The sequence below is a fragment of the Paraburkholderia sp. SIMBA_054 genome (assembly GCF_046534875.1).
GTDB classification, from domain to species: domain Bacteria; phylum Pseudomonadota; class Gammaproteobacteria; order Burkholderiales; family Burkholderiaceae; genus Paraburkholderia; species Paraburkholderia hospita.
The window spans coordinates 17,881-31,317 of record NZ_JAWRXV010000093.1 but is presented as its reverse complement, the minus strand read 5'-3'; the positions used below and the strand labels follow the sequence as shown (position 1 = coordinate 31,317).

Sequence of the window (13,437 nt, the reverse complement as noted above, 5' to 3'; positions counted from 1 at the left end):
AATCCGCTCGCATTGCCTGAATTCAAGATCACACGACCGCCTTTGTCTTCAAACCCGATTTATGCAACAACGCCGCATTGCCGTAGCCGCCCTGCGGTCCCGCGTGAATCACGCGGCCGCCCGCTGCGGCGAGAATCGGCGTGTCCGGCAGCGCGACGAGATCGACGCCCGGATGGAAGCTCAGGTGATGCGTGAACGGATCGACGCGATTGCCGAACGGCGAGCCGAACCGCGCGCCGTCGACGGGCATGCGGCCCGGGAACGACTCCCAGTTCGCGACGTGCAGCGTCGCTTCCTGTTCGAGCGCCGACAGCGTCGTGACGAGGCAGGCGATCTGTTCGTGAATCGCAAGCGCGTCATGCGCCGGGTGGCCGGTCAGTTCGTCGCAACGGCGCGGCGGCAGCGACGGGCCGCCTTCGCCGTTTTCAGCTGCGGTTTCGCTGGCCTTGTCGAGTGGCTGTTCGGCGGGCTTCCCCGTCGACGGACCATCATGGTCGTCCGCATCGCGCTTCGGCGCGGCTCGCGCGGCGCCCTTCGCCGACGGCCTGGTCTTCTCCGTCTTCTGTTGCGCGACGTCGGTCACGTCGTCGCCCGCGTCGTCGCCGAGCACATCGCTCGCCGACAGCACGGGCGGCGCGAACACGGGGCGCGGCAAGGTCTTGATCGTCTTCAGACGCGTTTCGAAATCGTGCAGCGTCGCGACCTGCGAGGCGAGCTGCGTGAGGCGCGGCTCCATCTGCTCGATTGCCGCATTCAGCTTGCCGAGTTCAGCGATCGTGTAGTCGCGCGCGACGCGGTTGTCGCTGGCTTGCGTGGCCGCGTCGCGCTTCGGATGATCGCGGCCGATCACGATGCCCGCCGTCAACGCCAGCGCCGAACTGCCACAGGCGACGAGCGCGGCGATGGTCAGCGCGGTGTGCCGCGTGACGAAGCGAACCGAGCCGTTCGTCAGGCTCCTGCCAGTTCCCCAGATCAGCGACATCAGCGGCCGCCCTGCGTTCCGACCGCGACGATGCACGGCGGCATGCATGCGAAAGACGAACACGCGGCAAGTGTCGTGGTACGCGCGGCGGACGGCGCAGAGTTGCGGTGAACCAGCATACGCAGGATGACGAATCGATCTCGTTGATGGGGAAAAACGGTGGCGCGAATTATCACGCCATCCGCCAGGCCCGCATCTCAAATTGGACGACATCGGATTCGTCGCATGTCCGCATGAGGTTCAGCGCGCTTTCGCCGTCACACCAGTCCGCGAGACACTGTGCGCGGTCGCCGCAGACGGCGACCCCAAACCGTCGAGCGAACGTCAGACGGCAAGCAGTTGCTGCAAACGCTCGCGCAATATTTCGCTTGCATGCGTCATCGGTGCGCGCAAGTCGCCTTCCATCAGACCCTGCACGGCGAGCGCCGCCTTCACAGGCGCGGGGTTCGACTCGGCCGTCAGCGCGCCGATCAACGGCACGAGCGAATGAAAAAGCGCCCGCCCTTCGTCGAGACGCCCCGCCTTCAACGCGCTATCGAGCGCGACGAAACGCTCCGGCCACACATGCGCCGACGCCGCGATCGCGCCGCTGCCGCCCATGCAGAGCGTGTCGAAGATGCGGATGTCGTCGCCAGCGAGCACTTGCAGCCGGCCGTCGAGGATCAGCGCGTGCGTGGTATCGAGCGAGCCCGCGCAGTCCTTGATCGCCTGAATGCGCGGGTGCGCGGCGAGCGAGAGCAATGTCTCCAGCTCGATGCGCACGCCGGTGCGCGCGGGAATGTCGTACATCACGACGGGATGCTCGCTTGCGTCGGCGAGCATCGTGAAGTGCGCGGCGATGCCCGCTTGCGACGGCCGCACATAGTAAGGCGCCGAAATCAGCACGCCCGCGAGCGGCAACGCATTCAGACGCAGCACGCGCTCACGCACGGCGCGCGCGTTGTTGCCCGACACGCCGACGATCACCGGCAGCGCGCCGCCCGCCGCGTCGAGCGTGGTCGCGAGCACGGCTTCCTGCTCGGCGGGCTCGAGCGAAGACGGCTCGCCCGTCGTGCCGAGCGCGACCACACCCGCGACGCCTGCGTCGGCGTAGCGCCTGATCAGGCGGCGCAACGCATCGTGATCGACGGCACCGTTTGCGGAAAACGGCGTGACAAGGGGAATCCAGATACCCGAAAAATTGAACATGACTTTCCTCGAACGCGACCGTACGGGAACCGTTCAGCGGCGAGGAAGCAGGATCGTAAGCGGGAGTTTCGAGGACCGTTGATCGAGGCTGTTCCGTCGCACATCTGACGGAACAGCAGCTCCGGTCAGATGAGCAACTGTTTTTTGGCTTTGGAAGCGGCGCACGCGATCGCGGCACGCAGAGGCGTACCTGTTTCCACACGATCACGAAGCAATGAGCCGTTTTCCATGTCCGGCAGTGTAACCGCAAAACTGCGCTTGCCACCGCGAGCGTTTCGCCAGCGCAGGCGAAATCAGCCGCCCGGACGAATGGATGCGAGAAATTCCTTGACTTCCTCGCCCAGCGAATTAATATACGCACCGCGTATATCCATCCGATCTCCTGACGAAAAAAGAGGCAGCCCATGAGCGTCCCGCAACAAGCTTTTCTCCGTGACGCGATGCGGCGTCTGAATCTCACCCGCGATGGCTTCGCGACGCGAATCGGCGTGTCGAAGCGCGCGCTCGACACGTGGCTGTTGCCCGACGATTCGCAGGAATCGCGCGCGATGCCGGAAATCGTCGAGCGCTTCGTGTCGGAAATCGTCGTCAACGGCGCACCCGCTGAAAAACATACGCAGAGCGTAGATTCGCAGTCGCTGGCCAGCCAGATGCTGTTCGAAGGCAAGCCGCAGCTGCTGTCCGTCGATCAGTTCTCGCGCGACGCCGTCGAAGCGCTGTTTCGCGTCGCCGACATCATGCAGCCCATCGCGCGCCGCCGGAAAATCTCACGCGTGCTCGAAGGCGCGGTGCTCGGCAACCTGTTCTTCGAGGCCAGCACGCGTACCCGCGTGAGTTTCGGCGCGGCGTTTTGCCGCCTGGGCGGCTCGGTGTGCGATACGACGGGCTTCACGTTTTCGTCGATGGCCAAGGGCGAATCGATCTACGACACGAGCCGCGTGATGTCCGGCTACGTCGATGCCCTCGTGATCCGCCACCCGGACCAGGGCTCCGTGGCCGAATTCGCGCGCGCCACCAACATTCCCGTGATCAACGGCGGCGACGGCCCCGGCGAGCACCCGAGCCAGGCGCTGCTCGACCTGTACACGATCCAGCGCGAGTTCTCGCGTCTGGGCAAGATCGTCGACGGCGCGCATATCGCGATGGTCGGCGACCTGAAGTACGGGCGCACCGTGCATTCGCTCGTCAAGCTGCTCGCGCTGTATCGCGGCATCAAGTTCACGCTGATTTCGCCGCCCACCCTGGAAATGCCCGCGTATATCGTCGATCAGATTTCGCGCAACGGCCACGTGGTCGAACAGACGCACGATCTCACCAACGGCCTGCGCGGCGCGGACGTCGTCTATGCGACGCGCATCCAGAAGGAGCGCTTCGCCGATGAGTCGTTCGAAGGCTACACGCCCGACTTCCAGATCAATCAGGCGCTCGTCGATACCGTGTGCGGCCAGGACACGCTGATCATGCACCCGCTGCCGCGCGACAGCCGCCCCGGCGCGAACGACCTGAGCACTGATCTGAACCACGATTCGCGCCTGGCGATCTTCCGCCAGACGGACAACGGCATTCCCGTGCGGATGGCGATCTTCGCGGTGCTGCTCGGCGTCGAGAAGCTGGTTCAACATTCGATGCGCGATGCCGCGTGGCGTCCGCCCGCGTATCTCGGACCGGACGATGCGGTGTTTCATGGCATCGATTGATCGGCTCACAAGCTGATTTACTGCTGGTTCATATGAGACGCGCGTCGAGGTTCGACGCGCGTTTTTGTTTTTGCACCGCGCCTAGTCGTTCGACGCATGGCGCCGACGCCATCCCTCCGCCATCTTCGCGCCATCTACCCGTCACGGTTGCGCCACGCCGGATATGCCACGATCAACACTTGCTTTCAACGCTGCACCCCGCGCGCCGCAACCCTTTACGTTGCGCCGTGCCGAGTGCAGCGTGAAGTCGTTTGAGAAAGCCGTTCGCCGCGTGTGCGGTCGTCCCGTGATGTTCTGCACCGGCGGCATCGAAATTGCTCAATGACAAGGCTTGTCATGCACCGGGCGCCCGCTTCGGGTTCGATGCGGCGCAAGCTTGCATCGAACTTCCACGGAGCAAGCAGAACATCATGTCCCACCACAACGACTGTCAGGGTTCGTGCCCGCAACACGATGCGCACACGTCCCGCCAGGACGAGGATGACGTCTCTCCATCCAGCACTTCACGCCGCCGCTTCCTGCAATCTGCCGCCGCAGCGGCCGCAGTTACCACTGCACCCTACACGCACGCGCAGACACAAACGCCGCCCGCAGCACAGCCCGTTGCACGCACAACGGTGCCGCCGCGCGCAGTGAAGCTCAACATCAACGGACGCGACTACACGTTGCAACTCGAGCCGCGCGTGACGCTGCTCGACGCGCTGCGCGAATACGCCGGTCTCACGGGCACGAAGAAAGGTTGCGACCGCGGGCAATGCGGTGCCTGCACGGTGCTCGCCAACGGACGGCGCATCAACTCATGTCTCACGCTCGCCGTGATGCATGAAGGCGAAACGATCACAACCGTCGAAGGGCTCGCGAGCAGCGGCACGCTGAACCCGGTGCAACGCGCGTTCATCGAACAGGACGCGTTCCAGTGCGGCTACTGTACGCCGGGGCAAATCTGTTCGGCGACGGCTTTGCTCACGGAATTCGACGCCGGCACGGCCAGCACGGTCACAGCAGACGTGCGACGCCGTCCGCCGCAACTGACCGATGAAGAAATCCGCGAGCGCATGAGCGGCAACATCTGCCGCTGCGGCGCGTACGTGAATATCGTCGCGGCCGTGCAGTCCGCGCATCGCGGCACGGTCGGCAGCGGCACCGACTACACCTATTCGACGTTCGTCATCAAGACGAGCGACGTCGCGTAACGAGGAGACCATCATGGATGCCATCTCCTACGAACGCGCCGCCGATATCACCAGTGCCGTGCGCGCCGCGCAGCAGCCGGGCACGATGTTCATCGGCGGCGGCACCAATCTGCTCGATCTGATGAAAGGCGGCGTGACACGGCCCGTCAGACTCGTCGACATCACGCGCATACAAGGGCTCGATAGCGTATCGACGCTGCCCGATGGCGGCCTGCGCATCGGCGCGCTCGTACGCAATAGCGACGCCGCGAATCATGCGCTGGTGCGCGAGCGTTATCCATTGTTGTCGCAGGCGCTGCTCGCGGGCGCATCGGCGCAACTGCGCAATATGGCGACCGTCGGCGGCAACCTGATGCAGCGCACGCGCTGCCCTTACTTCTACGACACCGCGTTCACCGCCTGCAACAAGCGCGAGCCTGGCACCGGCTGCGCCGCGATTAACGGCCACAACCGGACGCATGCGATTCTCGGCGCGAGCACGCAATGCATCGCCGTGAATCCCTCCGATATGAGCGTCGCGCTCGCCGCACTCGATGCGAATGTGCGCGTGAGCGGCCCGCAAGGTGAGCGCGTGATTGCGTTCGGCGAGTTTCATCGGTTACCGGGCGAGCGAGCGGATCTCGACACGACGCTGCGTCCCGGCGAACTCATCACGTCCGTCGATCTGCCGCCGCCCGTTTTTAGCGAGCACGCGTATTACCTGAAGGTACGCGACCGCGCGAGCTATGCGTTCGCGCTGGTGTCCGTCGCAGCCGCGCTGCAGATGGACGGCAACACCGTGCGCAGCGCGCGTATCGCGTTGGGCGGCGTCGCGCACAAGCCGTGGCGCGCGACGGCAGCCGAGCAGATGATCGCGGGCAAGCCGCTCGATAACGCCACATTGAAAAACGCCGCCGCCGCGGCGCTGAACGACGCGAGGCCGCTACACGACAACGCGTTCAAGGTGCGGCTCGCGCAGAACGCGATCGTGCGTGCGGTGAACCAGGCAGCGGGAGGTGTCGCATGAATACGATGATCGGACATCCGCTCGATCGCACGGATGGCTTGCTGAAGGTGACGGGCGAAGCGCGCTACGCGGCCGAGTTTCCCGAAGCGAGGCTCGCGCATGGCGTGCTGGTGACGAGCACGATTGCAAAAGGCGCGATTGCCTCGATCGACACAAGCCGTGCGTCGGCATTGCCCGGCGTGCTGCTCGTGATGACGTACCAGAATGTGCCGCGCCTGCCGAACGGCGGACGGCCCGCGCTCTCGCCGCCAGCGGGACGGCATCTGTCGCTGTTGCAGGACAACCAGATCCATTACAGCAACGAGCCGATCGCAGTGGTAGTCGCGGATACGCTCGAACATGCAACCGATGCCGCGCGTCAGTTGCGCGTTACCTATGCAGCGCAACCGGCGGCGCTCGATTTTACGCAGGCCAAGTCCAGCGCGCATGCGCCCGACAAGCCGCAAGGCCGGCAGACCGACACCTCGCGCGGCGATTACGACGCGGGCCTCGCGGCGGGCGTGGTGCGCGTCGACGCCGTCTACACGACGCCGATGGAGCATCACAACCCGATGGAGCCGCACGCGACGATGGCCGTATGGGACGGCCCGCAACTGACGCTCTACGACTCGACGCAAGGCGTGACGGGCACGCGCACCTCCGTCGCGAAGACGCTCGGCATGTCGCCCGACGACGTGCGCGTGATCTCGCCGTTCGTCGGCGGCGGCTTTGGCTGCAAGGGCTCGGCGTGGTCGCACGTGGTGCTGTGCGCGATGGCCGCGAAGCAGACGGGGCGGCCCGTGCGTCTGGCGCTGGAGCGTCCGCAGATGTTCGGCTCCGTCGGCGGGCGGCCATTCACCGAGCAGCGCATGGTGATCGCCGCGAAGCGCGACGGCACGTTGACCGCGATGCGGCATGACAGCTTCTCCAACACGTCGATGATCGAAGACTGGACGGAGACCTGCTGCATGGTCACGCGGATGATGTACGCGGTGCCGAACCAGGTGACGACGCATCGTCTCGTGCAGTTGAACGTCGGCACGCCGACCTTCATGCGGGCGCCAGGCGAAACGACGGGCTCATGGGCGCTCGAAACGGCGATGGACGAACTGTCGTATCAGTTGAAGATGGATCCCATTGCGCTGCGCCTGAAGAACTACGCGGAGAACGACCCGCAGGAAAACAAGCCGTGGTCGAGCAAGGCCTTGCGCCAGTGCTATAGCGTCGGCGCGGAACGCTTTGGGTGGTCGCGCCGCAAGCCCCAGCCGCGTTCGATGCGCGACGGCAATACGCTGATCGGCCTTGGGATGGGAACGGCGACATATCCCGCCAATCGCAGCGAAGCGGCGGCGCTTGCGCGCATTCTGCCGGACGGTACGGCGATGGTGGTTTCCGGCACGCAGGATCTCGGCACGGGCACGTACACGGTGATGACACAGGTCGCGTCGGATGCCCTCGGCATTGCGCCGGAGAATATCCGTTTCGGCCTCGGTGATTCGTCGCTGCCGAAGGCGCCTGTGTCGGGCGGCTCGCAGTCGGTCGCGAGTGTGTCGCCAGCCGTGCGCGATGCGTGCGATCAGGCGCGCGGCAAGCTGGTGGCGATGGCGCTAGCCGATCGCGGTTCGCCGGTGTTCGGTGTGTCGCCGGATGATGTCGTCGTGCAGAACGGTTGGGTCACGAGCCGTGCCGATCCCTCGAAGCGCGATCCGATCGCGGCGGTTCTTGCGCGCGCCGGCGGGCAGCCGATCGAAGCGACGACCAGCACGAAACCCGGCGACGAGAAGCAGCGTTACTCGTTTCATTCCTGGGGCGCTGTGTTCGCCGAAGTACATGTCGATGCCGATCTTGGGTCGATTCGTGTGGCCAGGCTCACCGGCGTTTATAACGTTGGGCGGATGCTCAATGTGAAGACTGCGCGTAGTCAATTGATGGGTGGGCTTGTTTGGGGAATCGGTGCCGCGCTCGAAGAGGCGACGATGCTCGATAAGCAGTATGGGCGGTTTATCAACGCCAATCTCGCTGAGTACCACGTGCCTGTGAATGCGGATGTTGGGGCGCTCGATGTGCTTGTGCTCGATGAGCCTGATCCTTTTATTAATTCGCTTGGGTCTCGGGGGATTGGGGAAATTGGAATCACTGGCGTGGTGGCGGCTATTGGGAATGCTGTTTATCACGCCACCGGCGTGAGGGTTAGGGATTTGCCTATTACTTTGGATAAGGTTGTTATGGTTTGATTTTTTTTGCCGCTGCGCGGGGCGCTGGGCTTTGCGCTGGCATCTGCGTTTTGCCTTCGTGGCGCGCGCGGTTTGGTTTGCTCGTGTTTGAGCTGGCATCCGCGTTACGGTGTTTGCCATTCATGCGTCGCCCCTGTGCGGGGCGGCACCTACTTTTCTTTGCCGCCGCAAAGAAAAGTAGGCAAAAGAAAGCGGCTAACACCGCCAACATTTCTTCTTGCCTGAGGGCCCCCAAAGGGTCTTACGCTTCACACGGCAACGCACTCGTTCACGCGCGTTGCCAACGCTTCGAATGAGCGCCTCACCCACTTCAAACACCCGAACAAGAGCTAGCGGCAGCGAATGGTTTGCGCCGCCCAGGTGGCAAACTGTGTGTAGGTTGTCCCGGCGTATAGCTTGGCGCTCTTACAGGGTGGGACGCGTGCGCTATCGGTCCGGAGTGAGACGTGTGTGGCGCAACGGCCTACACACAGTTTGCCACCTGGGCGGCGGAGGAATATCCGGCGCGGCACGCTGCGACGCGGGCGTGCGAAGCGGGTGAGGCGCACCGCAAGAGCGCTGGCAACAAGCATGAGTCACGTGGTTGCCGTGTGAAGTGCGGGACCGGTTGGGGGCCCTCAGGCAGGAACAAGAATTAGCGGTGTGAGCCGCTTTCTTTTGCCTACTTTTCTTTGCGGCGGCAAAGAAAAGTAGGTGCCGCCCCGCACAGGGGCGACGCTTGAAGCACGAAGGCAAAGCGCGGATGCCAGCGAAACGGCAAGCACTCAGCGGCAACACTAGCGCCGCAAACCCACCTCAATTCCGCCAGTTAGCCTCATAAAACCGCACATACCCACTGCGCAGCACAACACATTGAGCCCGAGTCTCGGATAACAACCGCCGCGTAGCGGCCTCAATCCTCTCGCGATGCGTCGAAAACGCACCCATCATATCTTCGAGCCGCGGCGACGCGGCCCCAAAGTGATCTTCGAGAGCCTCGGCGGTGATCGTGCATTCCACCCTCTGCCCATCGACCATAGCCGGAAACGCCAGAGTCAGCTCGCGCCCCGAGTACTCAGGGACTTCTTTCGGGAAAATGATCTGCATGGGAACACCTTGGTCGAACGACACACCGCCGAGGACCGCGCATGCCCCTGTTCGAGCCTCCGTTATGGATCGCAGCGCGGGCTGTCAGCCGCGAACACACGCCTTTATCGCGCGCGCCCGCAGTTGATTCCAACACTGTAGACGACTTCCGGCGCGCCGCAAGTTTTGTTTCGCCACACGCCAGCATGGTGCCGCCATGCACTGCGAAACGGCACCTAACCCAAACAAAAAGGCGTCACCAACCCCGGACAATTGCCCGCGCGACAACCCTCAAAAATGCGGCAGTGCAGCGTAACGACGCGCCTGAAACCTAAAACTGAGTCGGCAAATGAGGATGATGTTCGTGTGGCCCGACATCGTCGGCGGGATGCTCGGGCGGCGTCTTGCCGGGAAGATCCCGGGGCCACAGCGTCAGCATCGTCACGCACCCCACGATGCCGACCACAATCGCGATCACACCCATCCAGATCTCGTCATTCAGGTAGTACAGCGAACCGTGGATCGACAATCCAATGCCGCCCAGTGCGATGAAGATCGCAACCGTGGCGAGGACGACTCTCAACTCCATGCGCACCATGACGTTCTCCTCGAAATGGCGCTGTCCGGGACTAACGAACGTGGTCCCAGCGCGGCACGCAGCGCGAACGCATGCCTGTCTACGATCATTGCACTTCTGTACCAGAAGGCAAGCGGAACACGCGCCGCGCGTCCTCCTGTAAGATGGACCGGCATGAGTCGGCACAGACCGACGGCCTCCCCGGCTGGCGCAGCCTGACTGCGCAGCTTTCATCAGGCATGCGGTGCTGCAGTGCAAAAGCGACCACTCGCGCGATTTGTCTGCACGAAGCAGCACGCAGAATGCACAACATCGGAGACATGCAGTGACCCAACGTTCCGTCACGCCGTCCGTCACGGGCCGCGCCGATGCGCTCGCGCAGGCGCATGCGCGCTCGCGCGACTTCGGCCTGCGCGCATCCGAGGCGCCCGACTTTCATCCGCTGCGGCCACTCGCCTTGCGCGATCTCGTCGACTGCAACCGCTCGCTGTATGCGCACGCCTTGCCCGTGATGGAAACGCTGCATGCGCAGATCGTCGATACCGACAGCATGGTGCTGCTCACCGACAGCAACGGCGTGATCCTGCACAGTCTCGGTGACAGCGATTTCGTCGAGAAAGCGGAGCGCGTCGCGCTGTGTCCGGGCGTGTCGTGGTCCGAGGCGCATCGCGGCACGAATGCCGTCGGCACCGCGCTCGCCGAAGGCCAGCCAACCGTCGTGCACGGCGGCGAACATTTTCTGCAGGCCAATCGCATCCTGACCTGCTCGTGCGCACCGATCGCCGATCCGTACGGCCGCACCATCGGTGCGCTCGACGTGAGCGGCGACCCGCGCGGCTTTCACAAGCACACGCTGGCGCTCGTGCGCATGTCGGCGCAGATCATCGAAAACCAGCTGTTCGCGAACCAGTTCGGCGATGCCGTGCGCGTGCGCTTTCATTCGCGCAGCGAGTTCATCGGCACGCTGTTCGAAGGGCTCGCCGCGTTCGGCGCCGATGGCGCGCTGCTCGCCGCGAACCGCAGCGCGCTGTTCCAGTTCGGCCGCCCGCTCGACACGCTGTTCGGCCAGCCCTTCGAGATGCTGTTCGGCACGGCATTTCCAGCCGCCCTCCAGCAGGCGTTGCGCGCGCCGGGCGAATGCCTGACGCTGATGCTGCCGAGCGGAGTGCGCGTGCTCGCGCGCGCCGAATACGCGGCACGCCCCGCGTTTTCCGCAGATTCAGGCGGCCCGCGCACGGCCACGGCATCGCCTGTTGCGCCGACGTCGGGCAAGCCGCGCGCTGCCGCCATCACCTTCGCCACGCTCGACACGGGCGACGCGCGGATGGCCGCCGTCCTCGACCGCGTCGAGAAAGTGCGCGGCCGCGACATTGCGCTGCTCGTGCTCGGCAAGACGGGCACCGGCAAGGAATGGCTTGCGCGCGCCATGCACGAAGAATCGCCGCGCCGCGACGCGCCGTTCGTCGCCGTCAATTGCGCATCGCTCCCCGATACGCTGATCGAAGCGGAACTGTTCGGCTATGAGGACGGCGCCTTCACGGGGGCGCGAAAGCGCGGCAACGTCGGCAAGATCGTGCAGGCCGACGGCGGCACGCTCTTTCTCGACGAAATCGGCGACATGCCGCTCGCACAGCAGGTGCGTCTGATGCGCGTGCTGCAGGAACGCTGCGTCGTGCCGCTCGGCGGCACGCGCGCGGTGCCTGTCGATGTGCGCGTGGTCTGCGCGACGCACCGCAACCTGCGCGCGATGATCGAAGAAGGCACGTTCCGGGAGGACCTCTATTACCGGATCAACGGCCTCGTCGTCACCCTGCCCGCGCTCGCCGAGCGCACCGATCTGCCCGTGCTCGTCGAGCGGATTCTGGCGCGGCTGCGCAGCGACGAGCCCGACAGCGAACGGATGCCCACGCGCGTGTCGCAGGACGCGCTCGAATACTTCACGCGATGCCGCTGGCCGGGCAATCTGCGCCAACTGGCAAACGTGCTGCGCACGGCGGGCATCATGGCCGAAGGCGCCGCCGAAATCGGCGTCGAGCATCTGCCCGACGATTTCCTGCACGACTGCGAGCCAGCAAGCGACGAGCCGTTGCGCGCGCTGCCTGCCGTCGAGTCGTCCGCACCGTCGCGGCCCGCGCGCATGGAAGAGTTGCAGGCGACGCTGATCGAGCAGACGCTCGCGCGCAACAACGGCAACATCTCGGCGGCCGCGCGTGAGCTTGGTCTCGCGCGCAACACGGTCTACCGCTACATGCGCATCCGCACGACCCACTGAACGCCCATTCCGCTCCCCTGCCCGCAGCGCGCCGACCCGCGCTGCGTTAAGCTTCGTCCTGACCCCACCAAATACCGACCGACTCCGGTCGCGCATCGACGGATGGCCACCCGGCACGAACTCAAACGCTATCGCACGAACCTCGCCGACGAACTCGACAGCGCCGCGCTGTACGAAACGCTGTCGCGCGTCGAAAAAGATCCGCAGCGCCGCACGCTGTTCACGCAGCTCGCGAGCGCGGAGCGTGTGCACGCGAACCTCTGGGCGAACAAGCTGCACGCGAACGGCGCGCGCGTGCCGCCGCACCGCTACAGCGTCAAGACGCATCTGATGCGCGGCCTGATTCATACGCTCGGGCCGAAATTCGTGCTGCCGTCGCTCGCCGCCGCCGAATATGCGGACCGCGACAAGTACGCGAACCAGCCCGACGCCGCGCAGCTATCGAAGGACGAGCAGCATCATGCCGCCGTGATGCAACAGATGGTCGCCGACGTCAAAGCTCAGAAAGCCCTGCCGTCGAAAGGCGCGCAGATCGCGGCCGCCGAGTCGTGGCACAGGAACGTGACGTCGGGCAACGACCTGCGCGCGGCCGTGCTCGGCGCGAACGACGGTCTGGTGTCGAACTTCTGCCTGATCATGGGCGTCGCGGGCGCGGGCACGGGCAACAAGGCAATCCTGTTGACGGGGCTGGCCGGGCTGATCGCCGGCGCGTGCTCGATGGCGCTCGGCGAGTGGCTGTCGGTGACGAATGCGCGCGAACTCGCGCGCACGCAAATCGCGAAAGAGGCCGACGAAATCGAGCACACGCCCGAGGCCGAGCAGCACGAACTGGCGCTGATCTTCCAGTCGAAGGGAATCGATGCCGACGAAGCGAAGCGCGTCGCCGCGCAGATCATGCGAGACAAGCAGAAAGCGCTCGACACGCTGACGCGCGAAGAACTCGGCCTCGATCCAGCGGAACTGGGTGGCAATCCGTGGACGGCAGCGGGCGTGTCGTTCTGTCTGTTCTCGCTGGGCGCGATTTTTCCGGCGATGCCCTTTCTGTGGACGCACGGCACAGCGGCAATCGCGCAGTGCGTCGCGTTGAGCGCATTCGGCCTCGCCGCTGTCGGCGTCTTCACATCGCTCTTCAACGGACGCGGCGCCGCGTTCTCGGCCTTCCGTCAGATCGTGATCGGGTTGATCGCGGCCGCCTTCACGTTCGGTGTCGGGCGGCTTCTGGGCGTATCCATTTCGTGAGCGCG

At 64.8% G+C, this 13,437-nt stretch carries 10 protein-coding genes; 6 read left to right on the top strand and 4 right to left on the bottom strand.

The window, feature by feature from the left end; all coding sequences use genetic code 11:
- Window positions 1-28: 28 nt before the first annotated feature.
- Window positions 29-982, bottom strand: a complete 954-nt coding sequence (locus SB822_RS51005) for a M23 family metallopeptidase (RefSeq protein ID WP_410858346.1) — start codon at window positions 980-982, stop codon at window positions 29-31.
- Between the two features lie 324 nt (window positions 983-1,306).
- Complete coding sequence (dapA, locus tag SB822_RS51000; RefSeq protein WP_410858345.1) at window positions 1,307-2,170, bottom strand: 4-hydroxy-tetrahydrodipicolinate synthase; 864 nt, start codon at window positions 2,168-2,170, stop codon at window positions 1,307-1,309.
- A 404-nt stretch (window positions 2,171-2,574) separates the two neighbouring features.
- Here dapA and SB822_RS50995 point away from each other — a divergent pair, with 404 nt between their 5' ends.
- From SB822_RS50995 to SB822_RS50980, 4 genes are all read left to right on the top strand, one after another.
- Window positions 2,575-3,867 carry an aspartate carbamoyltransferase gene (locus SB822_RS50995; RefSeq protein ID WP_007749885.1) on the top strand — a complete coding sequence of 431 codons (1,293 nt, stop codon included), beginning with the start codon at window positions 2,575-2,577 and terminating at the stop codon, window positions 3,865-3,867.
- Between the two features lie 410 nt (window positions 3,868-4,277).
- The gene (locus tag SB822_RS50990; protein ID WP_410858344.1) at window positions 4,278-5,060 is read left to right on the top strand and encodes a (2Fe-2S)-binding protein; all 783 of its coding nucleotides are present in this window, start codon (window positions 4,278-4,280) and stop codon (window positions 5,058-5,060) included.
- A gap of 13 nt (window positions 5,061-5,073) precedes the next feature.
- Complete coding sequence (locus SB822_RS50985) at window positions 5,074-6,066, top strand: FAD binding domain-containing protein (RefSeq protein WP_410858343.1); 993 nt, start codon at window positions 5,074-5,076, stop codon at window positions 6,064-6,066.
- Window positions 6,063-8,279, top strand: a complete 2,217-nt coding sequence (locus tag SB822_RS50980; protein WP_410858342.1) for a xanthine dehydrogenase family protein molybdopterin-binding subunit — start codon at window positions 6,063-6,065, stop codon at window positions 8,277-8,279. The genes SB822_RS50985 and SB822_RS50980 overlap by 4 nt, the downstream gene beginning before the upstream one ends.
- Window positions 8,280-9,074: 795 nt before the next feature.
- Here SB822_RS50980 and SB822_RS50975 read toward each other — a convergent pair.
- Window positions 9,075-9,365: a DUF1488 domain-containing protein gene (locus tag SB822_RS50975; protein WP_007745759.1), complete on the bottom strand. Its 291-nt coding sequence runs from the start codon at window positions 9,363-9,365 to the stop codon at window positions 9,075-9,077.
- 310 nt (window positions 9,366-9,675) lie between these two features.
- A complete protein-coding gene (locus tag SB822_RS50970) occupies window positions 9,676-9,942 on the bottom strand; it encodes a DUF2964 domain-containing protein (RefSeq protein ID WP_007745761.1) in 267 nt (88 codons plus the stop codon).
- Window positions 9,943-10,246: 304 nt separating this feature from the next.
- Between SB822_RS50970 and SB822_RS50965 the strand changes: the two genes are divergently transcribed.
- On the top strand, window positions 10,247-12,193 hold the full coding sequence (locus tag SB822_RS50965; protein ID WP_410858341.1) for a sigma-54-dependent Fis family transcriptional regulator: 1,947 nt from the start codon (window positions 10,247-10,249) through the stop codon (window positions 12,191-12,193).
- 102 nt (window positions 12,194-12,295) lie between these two features.
- On the top strand, window positions 12,296-13,432 hold the full coding sequence (locus SB822_RS50960) for a VIT1/CCC1 transporter family protein (RefSeq protein WP_079501758.1): 1,137 nt from the start codon (window positions 12,296-12,298) through the stop codon (window positions 13,430-13,432).
- Window positions 13,433-13,437 lie beyond the last annotated feature (5 nt).